At 65.8% G+C, this 16,278-nt stretch carries 21 protein-coding genes; 8 read left to right on the forward strand and 13 right to left on the reverse strand.

Annotation, left to right across the window (positions count from 1 at the left end):
• Nucleotides 1-103 precede the first annotated feature (103 nt).
• From IPK27_08180 to IPK27_08190, 3 genes are all read left to right on the forward strand, one after another.
• Complete coding sequence (locus IPK27_08180; protein MBK8067598.1) at nt 104-868, forward strand: DUF4124 domain-containing protein; 765 nt, start codon at nt 104-106, stop codon at nt 866-868.
• 101 nt (nt 869-969) lie between these two features.
• Nucleotides 970-1,224 (forward strand): type II toxin-antitoxin system Phd/YefM family antitoxin, encoded by a 255-nt coding sequence (locus tag IPK27_08185; GenBank protein MBK8067599.1) that lies wholly within the window; start codon nt 970-972, stop codon nt 1,222-1,224.
• Nucleotides 1,224-1,634 (forward strand): type II toxin-antitoxin system VapC family toxin, encoded by a 411-nt coding sequence (locus tag IPK27_08190; protein ID MBK8067600.1) that lies wholly within the window; start codon nt 1,224-1,226, stop codon nt 1,632-1,634. Before IPK27_08185 ends, IPK27_08190 begins: the two co-directional genes overlap by 1 nt.
• Before the next feature lie 73 nt (nt 1,635-1,707).
• On the opposite strand, the gene IPK27_08195 is transcribed toward IPK27_08190, so the two are convergent.
• The 5 genes from IPK27_08195 to IPK27_08215 all read right to left on the reverse strand — a co-directional run bounded on the left by IPK27_08195 (nt 1,708) and on the right by IPK27_08215 (nt 7,544).
• Nucleotides 1,708-2,010: a type II toxin-antitoxin system RelE/ParE family toxin gene (locus IPK27_08195; GenBank protein ID MBK8067601.1), complete on the reverse strand. Its 303-nt coding sequence runs from the start codon at nt 2,008-2,010 to the stop codon at nt 1,708-1,710.
• On the reverse strand, nt 2,007-2,285 hold the full coding sequence (locus IPK27_08200) for an antitoxin of toxin-antitoxin stability system (protein ID MBK8067602.1): 279 nt from the start codon (nt 2,283-2,285) through the stop codon (nt 2,007-2,009). Before IPK27_08200 ends, IPK27_08195 begins: the two co-directional genes overlap by 4 nt.
• An 83-nt stretch (nt 2,286-2,368) precedes the next feature.
• The gene (locus IPK27_08205; protein ID MBK8067603.1) at nt 2,369-3,706 is read right to left on the reverse strand and encodes a copper oxidase; all 1,338 of its coding nucleotides are present in this window, start codon (nt 3,704-3,706) and stop codon (nt 2,369-2,371) included.
• A gap of 102 nt (nt 3,707-3,808) precedes the next feature.
• Nucleotides 3,809-5,257: a TolC family protein gene (locus IPK27_08210; GenBank protein MBK8067604.1), complete on the reverse strand. Its 1,449-nt coding sequence runs from the start codon at nt 5,255-5,257 to the stop codon at nt 3,809-3,811.
• 67 nt (nt 5,258-5,324) lie between these two features.
• Complete coding sequence (locus IPK27_08215; GenBank protein ID MBK8067605.1) at nt 5,325-7,544, reverse strand: copper-translocating P-type ATPase; 2,220 nt, start codon at nt 7,542-7,544, stop codon at nt 5,325-5,327.
• 223 nt (nt 7,545-7,767) lie between these two features.
• On the opposite strand from IPK27_08215, the gene IPK27_08220 reads away from it, so the two are divergent.
• A complete protein-coding gene (locus tag IPK27_08220) occupies nt 7,768-7,965 on the forward strand; it encodes a heavy-metal-associated domain-containing protein (protein ID MBK8067606.1) in 198 nt (65 codons plus the stop codon).
• A 184-nt stretch (nt 7,966-8,149) separates the two neighbouring features.
• Here the strand turns inward: IPK27_08220 and IPK27_08225 are convergent, their stop codons facing one another.
• From IPK27_08225 to IPK27_08235, 3 genes are all read right to left on the reverse strand, one after another.
• Complete coding sequence (locus IPK27_08225; GenBank protein ID MBK8067607.1) at nt 8,150-9,652, reverse strand: IS66 family transposase; 1,503 nt, start codon at nt 9,650-9,652, stop codon at nt 8,150-8,152.
• Nucleotides 9,653-9,723: 71 nt separating this feature from the next.
• Nucleotides 9,724-10,053, reverse strand: coding sequence for an IS66 family insertion sequence element accessory protein TnpB (gene tnpB / locus IPK27_08230; GenBank protein ID MBK8067608.1), 330 nt, complete (start codon nt 10,051-10,053; stop codon nt 9,724-9,726).
• 273 nt (nt 10,054-10,326) lie between these two features.
• Nucleotides 10,327-10,479 carry a hypothetical protein gene (locus IPK27_08235; protein ID MBK8067609.1) on the reverse strand — a complete coding sequence of 51 codons (153 nt, stop codon included), beginning with the start codon at nt 10,477-10,479 and terminating at the stop codon, nt 10,327-10,329.
• Between the two features lie 78 nt (nt 10,480-10,557).
• Here IPK27_08235 and IPK27_08240 point away from each other — a divergent pair, with 78 nt between their 5' ends.
• Nucleotides 10,558-10,779, forward strand: a complete 222-nt coding sequence (locus tag IPK27_08240) for a hypothetical protein (GenBank protein ID MBK8067610.1) — start codon at nt 10,558-10,560, stop codon at nt 10,777-10,779.
• 13 nt (nt 10,780-10,792) lie between these two features.
• On the opposite strand, the gene IPK27_08245 is transcribed toward IPK27_08240, so the two are convergent.
• The gene (locus tag IPK27_08245; protein MBK8067611.1) at nt 10,793-11,131 is read right to left on the reverse strand and encodes a hypothetical protein; all 339 of its coding nucleotides are present in this window, start codon (nt 11,129-11,131) and stop codon (nt 10,793-10,795) included.
• A gap of 120 nt (nt 11,132-11,251) precedes the next feature.
• On the opposite strand from IPK27_08245, the gene IPK27_08250 reads away from it, so the two are divergent.
• Nucleotides 11,252-12,265 carry a transposase gene (locus IPK27_08250; GenBank protein ID MBK8067612.1) on the forward strand — a complete coding sequence of 338 codons (1,014 nt, stop codon included), beginning with the start codon at nt 11,252-11,254 and terminating at the stop codon, nt 12,263-12,265.
• Between the two features lie 221 nt (nt 12,266-12,486).
• The gene (locus tag IPK27_08255; GenBank protein ID MBK8067613.1) at nt 12,487-12,705 is read left to right on the forward strand and encodes a transposase; all 219 of its coding nucleotides are present in this window, start codon (nt 12,487-12,489) and stop codon (nt 12,703-12,705) included.
• A gap of 148 nt (nt 12,706-12,853) precedes the next feature.
• On the opposite strand, the gene IPK27_08260 is transcribed toward IPK27_08255, so the two are convergent.
• The 3 genes from IPK27_08260 to IPK27_08270 all read right to left on the reverse strand — a co-directional run bounded on the left by IPK27_08260 (nt 12,854) and on the right by IPK27_08270 (nt 14,148).
• Nucleotides 12,854-13,204 (reverse strand): hypothetical protein, encoded by a 351-nt coding sequence (locus IPK27_08260; GenBank protein MBK8067614.1) that lies wholly within the window; start codon nt 13,202-13,204, stop codon nt 12,854-12,856.
• Between the two features lie 10 nt (nt 13,205-13,214).
• Complete coding sequence (locus tag IPK27_08265) at nt 13,215-13,589, reverse strand: hypothetical protein (protein ID MBK8067615.1); 375 nt, start codon at nt 13,587-13,589, stop codon at nt 13,215-13,217.
• Between the two features lie 250 nt (nt 13,590-13,839).
• A complete protein-coding gene (locus IPK27_08270; protein MBK8067616.1) occupies nt 13,840-14,148 on the reverse strand; it encodes a hypothetical protein in 309 nt (102 codons plus the stop codon).
• Between the two features lie 187 nt (nt 14,149-14,335).
• Here IPK27_08270 and IPK27_08275 point away from each other — a divergent pair, with 187 nt between their 5' ends.
• The gene (locus IPK27_08275; protein MBK8067617.1) at nt 14,336-15,517 is read left to right on the forward strand and encodes an IS110 family transposase; all 1,182 of its coding nucleotides are present in this window, start codon (nt 14,336-14,338) and stop codon (nt 15,515-15,517) included.
• Nucleotides 15,518-15,738: 221 nt separating this feature from the next.
• Here the strand turns inward: IPK27_08275 and IPK27_08280 are convergent, their stop codons facing one another.
• Entirely contained in the window at nt 15,739-16,212 is a 474-nt protein-coding gene (locus IPK27_08280) for a hypothetical protein (GenBank protein ID MBK8067618.1), read from the reverse strand.
• Between the last annotated feature and the right edge of the window lie 66 nt (nt 16,213-16,278).

Below are 16,278 nucleotides of genomic sequence, written 5' to 3' on the forward strand. Positions count from 1 at the left end.
CACCCACGCCTGGTTCAACGTTTCTGCGCTTGCCCTACGATGCTGCGGCCCAAGGACCGGAGTCACTTTGATGCCTCGATTCCACCAGCATTCCTGGGCGTGCATGCGATGCCTACTGGCGGGTGTCGCACTGCTGCTGACGGGCGTTCCTGCCACTGCGTCGAGCCTCTACAAGTGCACCACCGCCAGCGGCGGCGTCATCTATGCAGACCGGCCCTGCGGCCAGACCGGCACGGCCGGCGAAGCCGTCGTGAGCCAACAATCGCTGGGGCAGCCATCGGAAAGCACCGCCGTCCCCGACGGGGCCGCCCTGACCCGGCGTTGCGCGGCGCCGGTCGGAAAACCCGTTGCCATCAAGGACGCGCTGGAACAGCTGCCGGAGCCGCAGCGCCTCGCCCTGATGGGCATCGTCCGTGGCATGGTCCTGGCCGGCGTCAAGCGCGAGGATTTCGACGCGATCCAGGCGCACCTCGACGGCCGTGGGACGCTGATGCTGTGCCGGGCGGTCGAGGGCGGCTGGCTGGCGCATCGGATCGAGGCAAACGGCCAGGTGTTCAGACTGTCACGCAGCGGGCGCGTCACCGTGCACAACGATGCCAACGACCCGGTCACGCTGGCCGGCCGCTGCGGGGATCTGGTGACCGCATGCTTCCAGCCCGGAGTGGCGGGACACTCGCTGGACCAATGCTTCGCCCATGCGCCGGTTTGCCCTGGCGGCAGGCTGACCCCGGATGCCCGGTGCTGTCCGCAGGCATGCAAGGACGCGTATCGCGAGCGACGGGCGGCGGGTGAGGATCCGCTGACGGTGTCGACCGAGGTGCTGTTTCCCCGCGAAGGTCCCGGGCAGTCGTGCACGCAGGTGCGCTGAGCGTGCTGGCGTGAACCCAAGGGCGATCACCGCCGTTCGCTCGGTTGCGGCTGTCGCAAGTGTGTAGTAACGTGCCTACATACTCGTTGGAGCGCAAGGTCATGACTGCAACCACCGTGTCCAGTCGCGAGTTCAACCAGAACGCCAGTGAAGCCAAGAAGGCCGCGAACGAGGGCCCAGTCTTCATCACCGACCGTGGCAAGCCCGCGCATGTGCTGCTTTCGATCGAGGACTATCGGCGCTTGATCGGGGCCGGCATGAGCCTCGCGCAAGCGGTCGCGCAGGACGATGCGCCGGATGTGGACTTTGAACCTGCGCGTCTGGGTCAGATCGCCCGGCCAGCCGAGTTCGATTGATGTACCTGCTCGACACCAACGTGGTGTCGGAGCTGCGCCGGCCACAGCGCGCCAACCCGCGCGTGCTCGCATGGGCAAACGCGCAAGCGGCGGCGAGTTGCTTCCTGTCAGTGATCAGCCTGCTGGAACTGGAACTGGGTGCGCTGAGGGTGGCGCGCCGGGACGCCGGACAAGGCGCATTGCTGCGCGAGTGGATCAACGATCAGGTATTGACCCGTTTTGACGGCCGGATCATGGCGGTGGACCTCAAGGTGGCTTTGCGTTGCGCAAGCCTGCATGTGCCTGACCCGCGCGCCGAGCGCGATGCGCTGATCGCAGCGACCGCGCTGGTGCATGGAATGACGGTAGTCACGCGCAATCTGGCGGACTTCGCACCCATCGGAGTCCAGACCCTGAATCCGTGGGACTGACCATACCGGGTCATAGGCCGGGTTTGAGGCGCAGTTGAACGGAAAGTGGCTTTGATCGCTTGCGACGTCACTTTCAGAGCCTTGTTCGGCTCCTGGCCGGGGGCCATTGCCGCGCAGTGTGGACTAGCGCCAGCACCCACAGGGTGTTTTGATCGACGTCGATTTCGTACACCAGCCGGTAACTCTCATGCGGAATCCACTCACGAGTGCCGAGGATCGTGCCGGTATGCCCAAGCATGGGGAAATCCGCCAGCCTGACGGCAGCGTCGGTGAACAACTGGTCCATTCGCACTGCGGCAGTCAGATCGTCTGCCGCAATGATGTCCCAGATGTCTCCGCGATCCTGCTCGGCCTCGGGTGTCCAGACAACTTTCACGCCTGGCCGGTCGCCTTGGCGCGTCGGGCGGCGAATTTGGCTTCGACCTCATCATTGGACTGGCCATGGCCTGCTCGCATGGAGGTCCGTGCCGCATCGACCTTGCGCTGCAGGAACGCGTCGTACTCGCGGGCCTGGCGCTGGCGCTGTACGAACTCGCGCATCAGCTCCCGCACCACCTGCGAGGCGGGACGGTGTGCCGCCTCAGCTTCGGCCATGAATTGATCCCGCAAGTCAGGTTCCAGCTTCATCGTGAAAACGGCTTCTTTCGACATGGCCACCTCGCGGGTCCAACTCATGATGACGTAGTATATACGTTGTCACTACCTCGCATCAGGACCCGGCCGAAAACCCGCCCTCAATGGTGCTCATGCCCTCCGGGCTTCGCCGTCGACACCGGCGCGTGCGCGGGCGGCAACGGTGCGCGGCGCACCGGATTGCCGAAGTCGGGATCGCGGCTGACGCACTGGGCCACGGTGCCGGACGGGTGGCGGTACCAACCGGGATCGCGGTAATCGCCGGGCGCCAGGTCGTCGCGCACCTTGATGACGCTGAACATGCCGCCCATCTCGAGGTTCCCGAACGGACCCTTGCCCATCATCATCGGCAGGGTGTTCTCGGGCCCGGGCATGTGGCCCATGTCGGTGTGGTCCTGGTGCTCGGCCATGCCGTGCTCGCCCATCGCCATGTAGCCCGGCAGCATCTTGCGGATCTCGGCCTCGATGCCGCGCTGGTCCACGCCCAGCGTATTTGGCACCTCGTGGCCCATGGCGTTCATCGTGTGGTGCGACTTGTGGCAGTGGAAGGCCCAGTCGCCGGCCTGGGCGATGAACTCGAGGTCGCGCGTCTGGCCTACGCCGACGATCTCGGTGACCTCGGTGCGCCACAGGTTCCGCGGCCAGCGTCCGCCATCGCCGCCAGTGACCCAGAAGCGCGGGCCGTGCATGTGGATCGGGTGTTCGTGCATCGACAAATTGGCGACGCGGATGCGCACCCGCTCGCCGCTACGCGCCACCAAAGGTTCGATCGCCGGGAACACCTTGGAGTTGAAGGTCCACAGGTCGAACTCGGTCATCACCGACGGGTCCGGTCGCCAGGTGCCCGGATGCAGTGCCCAGTTGTGCAACAGGATCGCGTAGTCGCGGTCGATGGGCTCGGGTTCCGGCTCGCGCGGGTGGATGATGAACAAACCCATCATGCCCACCGCCATCTGCACCATCTCGTCCGCATGCGGGTGGTACATGTGGGTACCGTGCTGCTTGAGCGTGAACTCGTACTCGTAAGTCTCGCCGGGCTTGATATGCGGCTGGGTCAGGCCGCCCACGCCGTCCATCCCGGAGGGCAGGTCGATCCCATGCCAGTGGATCGTGGTGTGCTCGGGCAGCCGGTTGGTCACGTAGATCCGCACCCGGTCGCCCTCGTCGACTTCGATCGTCGGCCCCGGCGTGCTGCCGTTGTAGCCCCAGCACTTCGCCCGCGTGCCCGGCGCGAACTCGTGCTCGATCTGCTCGGCGACCAGGTGGAAGACCTTGACCCCGTCGACCACTTGGTGGGGCAGGGTCCAGCCATTTGGCGTGCGCACCTTGGGATGCCGGCGCTCGCCCCCGGGCGCGGGCTCCTGCGCGAGCGTCGCGACGGGCAGGGCGGCGGCCAGTGTGGCGGCACCGGTGTTGCGGAAGAAATCGCGGCGGTTCATGGGGGTGGGAGTTGGCGGCAGTGCTTGGAGTTCGAGGCCAGCAGGGTCAAAGGTGAAACGTAAAACGTCAAACTGGCCCGGCGCCCATTGACGTTTCCCATTTCACTTTTCACCTTGCTTGCCGTGGTGATGGTGCTCCGACGGGGCCTCGGCGCCAGGCAACACCGCCTCCACGCCCACGGTCGGCTCGAAGGCCTCGTCGTCATCCGGCAGCGGTCCGCCCACGGCGCGGCGCAACTCGGCACGCGCGACCCAATAGTCGCGCACGGCTTCGAGATAGGCCTGGTACGCGGCGTACTGTTCCTGCTTGACCCGCAGCAGTTCGAAGGCGCCCTCGAACATGAAGTTCACTTCGCGCTGGGTGCCATCGACGATGCCTTCGCGCTGGGGCAGCAGGATGGTGCGGTAATCCTCGGCAATCTGCCTTTCGACTTCGACCCGCTCGACGGCCAGCGCGATCTCGTTGTCGATGGCGATGCGCAATTCGTTGAGACGCGCATCGGCGGCTTCGAGCTCGGCCTTTGCCCTTGCGATGGCCGCCTGGCCCTGCTGGAAGATCGGCACCTCGATGGAAGCTTCGAGCCCGCGCACGCGCACGTCGCCACCCTCGGTCTCGCGCTCGACTCCAAGTTCGAAGGCGCCGAGCCAGCGCCACCGGGTGGCCAGGTCGAGAGCATCCTGGCGCAGATCGCGCTCGCGGATCGCCGCAGCGAGGTCCAGCCGTTCGCGCTCGGCCCGCTGCAGCAGCTTCGCCTCGATGTAGCGGCCGGGTGGCGGCGCCGCGAGCGTGTCCGGCAACGCCCAACGCACGCTGCTGCGCTGGCCGAGCAGGCTGGCCAGGCGCGCGCGGACGCTGCGGGACGCCGCCTCGGCGCGGCGGGCTTCGATGGCCGCCTCGCTCGCCGCAGACTGTTCCAGCAGCAGTTTCAGCCGCGGCATGTTGCCGGCTTCGTGGAAACGCCCGGCAAGCTGGGCCGACAGGGATGCGGCCTTCGCAACGGCCCCACGCATGGCAGCAACTTGCTGCGCCGCGAGCGCCTCGAACCAGGCAATCTCGACCTCGGTCGCCAGGTCCAGCACCGCCGCAGCGACGATCCGCTGCACGCGCTGGTATTCCGCGCCGGAGATGCGCTTTTGCGCCGGCAGCAGCAGGGATTCAGTGAAATCGCGCGACAACGACTGGGTGTAGGTGCGGCTGCCATCGTTCTTCTCGCGCACCCAGCCGATGCGCGGGTTGGACAATCGGCTGGCATCGATCAAGTCGCCGCGTGCGATGCCGAGCTGCGCGTACTCGGCCTGCACCCGCGGATTGGCCAGCAGCGCCACGCTGACCGCGCGTTCCAGCGTCAGCGGACCTGCCAGCAATTCGTCCACCCGCGCCTGCAATGCGGCTGCCTCGCGCTCGCCGCTGGGCGCCTCGATGCCGGGCCGCAACCGGGACGCCACCAGCGAATCGACGGAATCGATACCCTGCTGACGTGTCGGCGTCGCACAGCCGACCAAGACCAGCAGTGCCAGTCCCAGGCCAGCGCGTTTGCATCGATTGTTCACGCGGCAATTCCGTCGATAGTCCGAGGCGAGTATGCGGCGCTCCGCGTGTGGCCCGGGTGGACCTGGATCAAGCGCGCGCAGACGAGGGCCGCCAGCGCCGCAGCAACAGGGTGTTGCCGACCACGCTGACGCTGGAGAAGGCCATGGCCGCGCCGGCAATGACCGGATTCAGCAGCCCCGCGGCGGCCAGCGGAATGCCGATCAGGTTGTAGATGAAGGCCCAGAACAGGTTCTGGTGGATCTTGCGCGTGGTCCGGCGCGACAGATCGATCGCATCGGCCACCAGCCGCGGGTCGGGGCGCATCAGGGTCACGCCGGCGGCGTGCATGGCGACGTCGGTGCCGCTGCCCATCGCGAAGCCCGCGGTCGCGGCCGCCAGCGCCGGTGCGTCGTTGACGCCATCGCCGACCATCGCCACCGGTCCGTGCGCCGCCAGTTCGCGCACTGCATCCGCCTTGTGTTCGGGCAACACGTCGGCACGTACCTCGTGGATGCCCACCGAGCGCGCCAGCGTGTCAGCGGCGGCCCGGTGGTCGCCCGAAATCAGCACGCTGCGAATGCCCATTCGATCCAGCGCGCGCACCGCCGCGGCCGACTCCGGGCGTGCCTGGTCGCCGAAGGACAGCAGCCCGTGGACGCATCCGTCCGCGTCCGCGAGCCAGGCAATGCTGCGTCCGGCCGACTGCTGCTCGGCGGCCTGGGACGCCAGCGGCGACCGATCGACCCGGAGCTCCTGCATCCAGCGCTCGCTGCCCAGGCGCCAGAGACGGCCATCGACCTGCGCCTGGATGCCGCGACCGGCGACCGCACGCACATCAAAGCCGACCGGCGAGGCGAGCTGGCGCTCGCGCGCCGCAGCCAGCACGGCGCGGGCCAGCGGATGTTCGCTGCCCGCTTGCAGCGCCGCCGCCGTGCGCAGCAGCGCATCCTCGTCGCCATCAGTCGCGGCCAGCGCAAGCAGCCGCGGCTGGCCCAGCGTCAGCGTGCCGGTCTTGTCGAAAACCACCGTGCGCACACTGCGCGCCAGTTCCAGCGCTTCGGCGTCCTTGATCAGGATGCCGGCACGGGCGGCCACACCGGTACCGGCCAGGATTGCCGTGGGTGTCGCCAGACCGAGCGCACAGGGGCAGGCGATCACCAGGACCGACACGGCGTGCAGGATCGCGCGGCTCCAGTCGCCTGCGGCCAGACCCCAGCCCAGCAGGGTCAGCAGCGCGATCGCGGCCACCACCGGCACGAACACGGCGCTGACGCGGTCGACGATCCGCTGGATCGGCGCCTTGCGCGCTTGCGCGTCCTCCACCAGCCGGATGATTCGCGCCAGCGCAGTTTCAGCGCCGACCGCGGTGGTACGCAGCAGCAGCAGGCCTTCGCCGTTGACCGCGCCGGCGATCACCGTCGCGCCCGGCTCCTTCGCCAGCGGCAGCGACTCTCCCGTCAGCAAGGACTCGTCGACATGGCTGCGGCCGTCCTCTACCCGACCATCCACCGCGATGCGCTCGCCTGGCAGCACGCGCACGCGATCGTCCACGCGCACCTGGGCGATCGGCAATTCACGCTCGACGCCATCGCGAATCACCCGCGCCGTGTCCGGCCGCAGCGTCTGCAGTGCCTGGATCGCCTCGCTGGCCTGCCGCCGCGCACGCCCCTCGAGCCACTTGCCCAACAGCACCAGCGTGATCACCACCGCCGACGCCTCGAAATACAGATGCGCTTCGCCGTGGCGTGCGTCCACCGCGAGCAGTTGGTACACGCTGAGCCCGTAGGCCGCACTGGTACCGATGGCCACCAGCAGGTCCATGTTGCCACTGCCGGACTTCAGCGCACCCCAGCCAGCGCGATAGAAGCGGGCGCCCAGCCAGAACTGCACCGGCGTCGCCAGCCCCAGCTGCAGCCAGCCCGGCAGCATCCAGTGCACGCCGAACAACAACCCGAGCATCGGCAACACCAACGGCGCGCTCAGCATTGCAGCGATCATCAGGTGGCGCCGCTCTGAGTCCACTCGCGGCCGTGGCGCTTCGAGTGCGAGGCCAGTATCCGGGTCCTCGGGAGGCCACACGGCTTCGAAGCCGGCTTTTGCGATCGCCGCGGAGATGTCATCGCGAGCCAGCTCTGCGGCACCGCTCACCCGAGCCCACCCAGTAGCCAGGTTCACGCTTGCCGCCGCCACGCCGGGCAGCCTGTTGAGTGCTCGCTCGGCCCTTGCGACACAGGAGGCGCAGGTCATTCCTGCGATGCCCACCCGCCATTCCTCTTTCGCAGCCACCGCGATCCTGCCCTTGTCCATGGAGAGCACTCTGCGCCGGACCTCACCGTAGCTTCAACCCCGCAACGTTGCCGAAGATCACCCGCCATCCGCACCAGGGCGGTAGCGGTTCAAAGCGCTTGCGTGCCGGAGTTGCGATTCCGGTCACAACCAGAGGCCGCCCCGGCGTGCCATAAGCGATTTCGCTCAGCTTGCGGAACCCGCAGGCTGGCCGCGACGGCGCAACCCTTCCCGGGAGTACCTCATGCATCTCGACGTCGACAACTTGTCCTGCCAGCACTGCGTGCGCACCGTCACCAGCGCCATCCGCACCCTCGACGCCAACGCCCACGTGGAAGTGGACCTGGCACGCGGTCAAGTCATTGCCGAGGGCAACCTCGAGCCGGAGAAAGTCATCGCCGTGCTGTTTGAGGAGGGGTACCCGGCAAGGGCGGTCGACTGATGGATGCGCCGCACGGTAGTACCACGCCAGATCTAAATTTTACATAATCTTGATTAGGCGCAAGAGTATGGAAATGGGCGCGATCGCGCCGGACGTCCCTCCGCGCCCCCTTCAAGCCGCCGGCAGGCGCAGCATCAAGGTAAGCGTCCGACAGCGCCATTGGTGCTCTGCCGGCGAGGATCTGTTACCCCGATCTCGGTGCCCAGCTCATCGGCAGCAGCGCATCGATCTCCCGGTTGAGCGTCGTCGGCAGGCGCTCCAGGACATCGGTCAGGTAGGCCACCGGATCACGGCCATGCGCCTTGGCGGTTTCGATCAGGCTGGTGACGATGGCGCACGCCTCACCGCCGCGTTCGCTTCCCGCGAACAGCCAGTTCTTGCGCCCCACGGCGATCTCTCGCAACGCGCGCTCGGCGGCGTTGTTGTCGATGGCGACCGCGCCGTCGTCCAGATAGCGCGTCAACGCATCCCAGTGCTTGAGAGTGTACCCGATCGCAAGTGCCGTCGGCGATTTCGGCAATAGCTCGCGCAAGCTGTCCTCGCACCAGGACCGGAGTGCTTCAAGGATCGGCCGTGCCTCCTGCTGTCGCCGTTTGCCGCGCTCCGGCGGACTTTCTCCCGCCTCGCTCGCGGCCCTTTCGATGGCGAACAGCTCACCGATCCGCTCGACCGCCTCGTGCGCCAGTACGCGGTGGCCGCTCTTGTCGGCCAATGCGGCGATCTCAAAGAACTTTCGCCGGGCATGGGCCCAGCAGCCGACTTCCAGGATCTCCGGCCGCTGGCGATACAACTCGTCGTAGTTGCTCGCCGCATCCGCCTGCAGCCAGCCGCCCTTCCACGAGCGCAGGAAGTCACGCACATGCTGGCCGGCCTTGTCGACCGTGAAGTCGTAGACCACGATGGCCGGATCGCGGCCCACATAGGCCCAGGCCCGCGCGCTGATCGTGCGGCCCACCGATTGCAGCGGCAGCACGGTCTCGTCGACATGGATCACCTTCTGCTGCATCAGCGCCGCGTGCAGCCGCAGCACCAGGGGCTTGAGCCATCCCGACAACGCGATCACCCAGTCAGACAGAGTGCTGCGCGGGATCGCCACACCGCCGCGGCTGTAGATCTCCTCGATGCGGAACAGCGGCAGGTGATCGGCGTACTTGGACACCAGCAGGTGCGCACCCAGGCTCGCATCCAGGTGTGAGCCGTCGATCAGCTGCGCCGGCAGCCTGGCGCAGCGCACGCCCGCCTCCGGCTGCCGCGGATCGGCGTACTTGGGGCGCACGATCAGCTTCTTGAAGAAGACCGCCGGCTTGAAGCACAGCTTGACCGTCACTTCCTCGCCGATCCGCTTGAGCGGCGCGCCGTCGGCGGCCACCTTCTCGGACTCGGGCAGATCGACTTCGACCCGCTCTTCCGGCAGCCCCTTGGGCAGCACCAGGCGCTGGCGCTCGGTCACGGTCTTCTTCGGGGTCACCGGTTGCTCGGACCGGATCTCCTGCTCGATCAGTTCGATGTCGGCATTGCCGAACATCGTCAGCTGATCGGCGTTCTCCGAGGACGCGCCGAAGCGCTGGCGCTTGAGCGCGGCGAGTTGCTGTTCGAGGGCGGCCAGGCGCGCTTCGGCGCTCTCGGCGCGAGCCAGCGCCGCCTCGTAATCAGCGCGGGGGACGACATCAGTGCTTGCCAGGACCATCCCGGCAGGCTACCCAGCGAGCACCGGAAAGCAATGCAAGTAACTGATCTGCCGTCAAAAAGACAGATCGATCAAGCCACCCGCATCGCGGTTACCGGGCGTAGCCTGCGCACCGACAGATCGATCCCTTCCAGCACCAGCCGCAGGTCGCTCTCCGACAGCGCCCCCGCCGTCACCGACGAGAATCGTCCACGCTCCAGACGCTTGTACATCAGCCACCACCCATGGCGGTCGTACCAGAGGATCTTGACCTTGTCGCGCCCACGGTTGAAGAACACGTGCGCACTCGACAACGCCCGCTGCGGCCCCAGGCTGGCCTGCACCCGCAGCGCCAGGCCGTCGATGCCCAGACGAAAACCCACCGCATCGGCGCATACCCAGACCGGTAGGCCGCCGACCATCAGCGCCGGCGCTCGAAACGCAGTGGCTCGCCGACCAGCTCACGCAACAGCCGCCGGCGCCAAGACATGAAGGTTGCGTACGACCAACCCTGCGCCCGGCAATACACCCGAGCGCTCAGGCGACTGCGCGAAGCGGCGCAGATGCGCATGAACCAGACCAACGAACCGAGGGAACGGGCCACGGCAGGACCCCGAAGCCGATGAAGCCGTCAGCCTCGCAGCCATCCGAGATGGACGGAAGAATGGGCGCGGTCGGACGGATACGCATCAAGGTCATCGGATGCAGCGATTAAGCCTGAAAGCCCGATCTCGGCCGTCGATGTCGGCAAGCAGCTTCAGCGCGAGTTCGTCCAGCTCGCCGCCCTCGCGCACGCATCCAAGGCGATCACCGGCAAGCGCAAGCTCGAAGAGCGCATCGTCGAGCACCTGATCGCCTCGCCCACCCCGGCAGTCGCCGAACTCGTTGCCTCGCTGCGCGAGCGCCTCGCTGGCGCTCCCTGGCGCGTGATCTCCGCGCGCAAGGCCGACAAACTCCTGCGCCAGAAGCTGTTCGAGCGCGTGTTCGCCGTCCGCGTCCGCGGGTTCACCCGCAACTACCGCAACGCCGAACTCGACATGCACCTCTCGCTCGACCAAGACATGACCCCGCTCACCCGGTTCCTCACCATCATCCGAGAGAAAGGACTCCACGGTGCGACCGTGGAACTTGAGCGCGGGACGGTTTGAAGCACAACGGCCGTCATCGCGCCGCCAGCCGTCGCGCCATCCCGATCCCGCGCATCCAACGCTGACCCAGCGCCTGCGCCTGCTCGATCAAGCGTTCCGCCGAACCGATCGCGCGGCTGTACGTCGAGCGAACCGCCATGACCTGCTCCGGCCAGCGACCGCCTGCGCCCACCCGCGCCAGCGCGGCCGGCAGCGCCCCGCGGATCACGCCGCGTTTGCCCTCGCGCAACACTCGCCCGGTGGCGTCGACCAACCGCAGATAATCCACCTGCGATATCGCCAGCACGCACAAACCCGTCACCCCGGCGATCGGCGCCAGCGGCGCGGCCGCCCGTTCCGGCTCCGCTTCCATCGCCGGGAAGCGGGGACACGCATGGCGGGAAGCGGGGACACGCACAGATTGGCGGCTTTCCGACTCCGCCGTCAGAACTTTCCGACAGCCCGCACCCGCGGTCCGCGCCATGCTACTCCCATGACGCAAGCCCGCTCCCTGCTGGTCCCCGCCAACGCCCACGGCGTCTATCACTGCGTGTCCCGCTGTGTACGCCGCGCCTGGCTCTGCGGGCGGGATCCATTGACCGGCGCGGATCACGAGCATCGCCGGCAGTGGGTTGAAGATCGCCTGGCGCAGTTGGCTGAGCTGTATGCCGCCTCGATCTGGGCCTACGCGGTGATGAGCAATCACCTGCATGTCGTGATCGAGATGCATGCCGACGTCGCGCGGGACTGGAACCCGGACGAGGTCGCCACTCGCTGGCTGGGGCTCTATCCGCCGGAGGATGGTCAGTACGAATCAGCGAAGGCGCAGATCGTCGCGAACGATACCCGTCTGGCCGTGCTGCGCGCGCGGCTCTGCAGCCTATCGTGGTTCATGAAGTCGCTGAGCGAGCCCATCGCCCGGCGCGCGAATGTCGAGGACCACTGCAAGGGCCGATTCTGGGAAGGGAGGTTCCGTTCCCAAGTGCTGCTCGACGAGACCGCGGTGCTGTCGGCCATGGCCTATGTGGACCTGAACCCGATCCGCGCCGGCATGACCTCGCAACTGGAGGGGTCGGTGCACACGAGCATCCTGAAACGCATCCGAGCCATTGAGTCGGATCCGGGTGGCGAGACATTGGCATGCACGACCGTTCGCAACGGTCGCGCCACAGCCAGCGTACCGTGCCGACCTGAGCTGGCACCCGTGCTGGGTATTCGCGGCCTGTCGGTGACGGCGCTCACAACCACTGAGTACATCGAACTGGTCGACATGACCGGCCGCCAATGGCACCCCACCAAGCGTGGACGCATCACGGGAAAGCCGCCGGCCGTCCTTGCCCGCCTAAGAATGGACTCAAGCGAGTGGACCCACCGCGTGCGCGCGGTCAAGCCCGAGCAAGGCTTCTGTCGCGTGATCGGCAGCGAAAGTGCGCTCCTCGACAAAGCCGCCGAGATCGGCCAGCGCTGGCTGCGCGGCCTCGGCGTGGCTCGTTCGTTCTCGAACTGAGCGCGACAGGCCATCCTTTTCGGCGCCGCGGGCGCCTGGGGGCGTTGGCTTTGGCCGGACCAAGTCGTTGAAATCACGAAGGAATCAGCCGCGACGGGCGCGTTTTTCCCCGTTCGTTGTCGGTGGAATCGATGGGTGTTGAAATGGACGCCTCCCCCTTGCGGCTTCATCGAGCCAGACTGGATGTGCAGCACCACAGTCAACAGAAGGAGGCGTCCGACATGAAGGCTAAACTGGTTGGTATCGACCTGGCAAAGAGTGTTTTCCAGGTTTGCGTGATTGCGCTGAGCGGCAGCGTGTTGTTCAACAAGAAGTTCACGCGGGCCAAGTTTCTTGAGTGGCTCAAGGATCTGGAGCCCACGACGGTCGCGATGGAAGCGTGCGCAACGGGTCACTTCTGGGTCGCAAGTTGCTGGCGGCCGGGCACATGGTGCGCTTGATTCCGGCGCAGCACGTCAAGGCATTCTGCCGGGTTCACAAGAACGACAGCGGCGATGCGTTGGCGATCACCGAGGCGGTACACCCGAGTTCGACACTTATCCGACTTAAGTAATTGATTCGTAGCGCATCCGGTATCCCCGGTTGCCACTACGATGGCCCGGTCAGCTCGTTTGGGGGCTTGGTGTCGGGCAACGGCAGGTCCAGCTGCTGGAAGATCGAACGGGTTTCCTCGCTGGTCGCGGTCAGTCCGCTCACGGTCTTTCCCTCGGTGGTGAACCGGTGCAGTTGGATGGCCTTGAGCTTGCGCAGCGCGGCTGCCGGGCTGGACTCAGTCAGTTTCGGACGCATGACCCGGTGCAACAGCAGCGCCAGAAAGCAGATCAACGCGTGCGCCCGGATGCGCTCGGGCAGCCGGTGATAGACCGGCGCCAGCGCGATGTCCTGCTTGAGCACGGAAGCCGCGTCGATGTCCGCCAGGCGCTTGTAGCGTTCCACCACCTCGACGGCTTCAGGTCACGCACGTTGTCAACAGGATCAGCTTGCCGTCGAAGGCCTCCTGGCGTGCCAGCGCGGCGTCGTCAGGTGCCGCTGGCGTCGGCGCGCAAGTCGGCTGAGGATCTTCGACGATGCGCCCCTCACGCCGTGATGAGCGCAGGTAGGCGGTCGCTGGCGCGGCGCGCGCTTTCTTGCCCTCGTCCTGACGCGTGAGCTTGTCCACGTCCGCCTGTGCGCGCGCTTCGATCGCTGCGATCCGGGCGCGGCGCTGCGCGGTCTGCTCGGCTGCCACGAGAGGGTCGTGCGCCACCACCATGCGATAGCCACCCGCCTCGGTTTCCAGCACCTTGGGTACGGTCGCATCGGCGCACGTTCGCGCCAGTTCCACGACCGGATCCATGAAGTCGCCGTAACGGCGCGCCGGCACCGCGATGATCCAGGACAGCTCGACACCCCCTCGGCAACTAGCGCCTCCAGGGCCGCGATCTGATCCAGACTCAGCATGCCGCGATCGGCCACCAGCACCACGCGCTTGACCGCGTAGCGCGCCAGACTGCGCTGGATCATCGGCAACAAGGTGCTCACCTCGCCGACATCGCCGGGAAACACCTCGAAATCCAGTGGCATCCGCAACCGCTCTACAGCCCCAGCGCGAACTGACGCGCGATGCCGCCGGTGCCTTGTTTATGCCAAAGGACGCACATGTCCGCCAGTCTCGTCTCGCCGTGGCTGCGCACATTGGTCAGGTCGTAGAACACCAGGTTCAGGTCCTGATCCAGCAGCGGTCGCACCAGCCCGGCCAGCCGCGACAGGATCGTGCCCGCATGGGCGTCCAGCACATCCATGGTCCGCAACAGGCGCTGGTGGGTCACTTCATCCGGGACCACGCCAGGGACGATGACTTCCTCCAGCCAACGCAACACGCCGAGCTTGAATCCGCGTCGCACAGGCGATTGATCACCATCAGCCGCGTCAGCGTCGACATCGACGGCGTCCGGCGGTCAGCCGCGCAGGGGCGAAGCCCAGATCCAGCGCCGACAGCAGCAGGTGCCACTTCCAGGATCGCTGGAAGGTTCGCGCGGCCCGCGACCGGTCGCGGGCTCAGGCTGGCGATCAGGCGATCGAGCTTGTCCTGTGAACCTCGACCCGGCCGAGGTTGGCGACATGCCGGTGGCGAGCAACGCCATCGCCATCCCGGAAGGCCTCGACGAGCTGGATGTACTGCCTCGGGCCGGACTTAGTGATCTTCGCGAACATGCCGCCACGGTATCACGCCAATACAGCGTATTCCATAATGTTCAAGCTGAACGCGTGCCACTACACGATAGTTGCGGAATCGGCGTCCTCAGACAGCGCAAGCCATTGATCCTGCGAGACCACCCAGGCAGCGCCGGACTGCGAAACGCGCGAAAGGTGTCGAACCGGGGGGTACAGCGCCCGAAGATGCACTTCGTTCCGGTCAAGACTCTCGGCCAGCAGGATCTGCAGTTGCTCGGCCGTGTGCGCAGCAAGCTTGTATCGCAACGCACCGAACTGATCAGTCAGGTGCGTGGTTTGGCCAGCGAGTATGGAGTCACCTTCCCGACCAGTCGCGCCGCATTGATGGCAGGCTTGCCGCTGGCGCTGGAGGATGCCGACAACGGGCTGACCCAGTTGGCGCGGTTCGCCTTGCTCAACGTACTGGAAGATATCCGCGCGCTCGATTCGCGTCTGGCAGCGCTGACCTTGCAGACCGCTGCGCTCGCCAAGCAGGAGCCGGCGTACGCACGGTTGCTGACCGTGCCCGGCTTCGGGCCGGTGGTCGCGCCGACGTTCATCGCTGCGGTCGGCGACGGCAAGCAATTCGAGCACGGGCGGGATGTGTCCGCCTGGCTGGGCATGGTCCCCAAGCAACACGGCACTGGCGGCAAAGTGCAGTTGATGCGCATCTCCAAAAATGGCGATCGCGATCTACGCACGCTGCTCATCCATGGCGCCAGAGCCGTATTGCGCTGGGTAGACCGCCGCGACGATGCCATGAGCCGTTGGCTGGTGAGCTTGAGAGCTCGGCGTGGCGAAGCGCGCACCATCGTCGCTCTCGCCAACAAACTGGCGACACGCAGTGAAAGGTGCCGGCGGAACCGGGCGGAATCAGCAGCGAGCGGGCGTAGGTCATGCTGCCAGCATCGTCGCGACCAAGCGCCGATTGGATCGGGAATCAGTCGCAGGACGTGTCAGAAAAATCTGATTTTTGGCTGTCCTTTGCTCTCGTGCTCTCGTGCTTTCGCGGTGGGAAGTTTTAGGGCACGCCGCACGCAGCGCGACACGCAGTGGTAGGTGCCGGCCGAACCGGGCGGAATCAGCAGCGAGCGGGCGCAAGTCATGCTGCCAGCATCGTCGCGACCAGGCGCCGATTGGATCGGGAATCAGCCGCCCGAATCGTCGGAAAACTCTGATTCTTGGCTGTCCTTTGCTTTGTGCGGTTTGCAGTTGACGGAGGCGTCCATACGTGTCCCCGCTTTTTGGTTTTTGGTGGCGCCGCCCAACTAATACCGTAGTTATTCCGAAATTACGCTGAAAACTTCTCTCCACAACTCTGGACGGCCGATTCGCTCGAGTCCGAGCTGGATAGCATTCTTGCAAGTCTCGTACTCTAACTCGTCGCTTAATTGATCGACACGCAATGGCGTGACCGAGTTATCCGGCAATCCATCCTCATTCAATGGAACATACAACTCGTCTCGATCAGTAAATTCGGAAATTTTCTGGCCCGCCTCGTAACATGCTGACGATCGGTACCCAATCCTGGAATCGTAACGAATTAGCAGTGCAAATTCTACATCATGAGAAAGCCGAGCTGATAAACTATCGACTTCGGCAGTGAATTGATTCTCATCGCGATTGGAGCGATGTAGAATTAACACCTCCAAAGAAATCTCTACCACTTGCATCGATATGTTGATCTCAGCCTGAATCTTCGCCGCACTAGTTCTTGGCTTAGATAATAGAATCCCCTCAAAAACTACACTCATTTTAGCTCCGTATAATCCACCGGAATTCCTCCGGTCTCTGCCTCAATTCTTTTTCTCAACCGCGGA

The organism is Rhodanobacteraceae bacterium (genome assembly GCA_016713135.1).
Lineage (GTDB): Bacteria > Pseudomonadota > Gammaproteobacteria > Xanthomonadales > SZUA-5 > JADKFD01.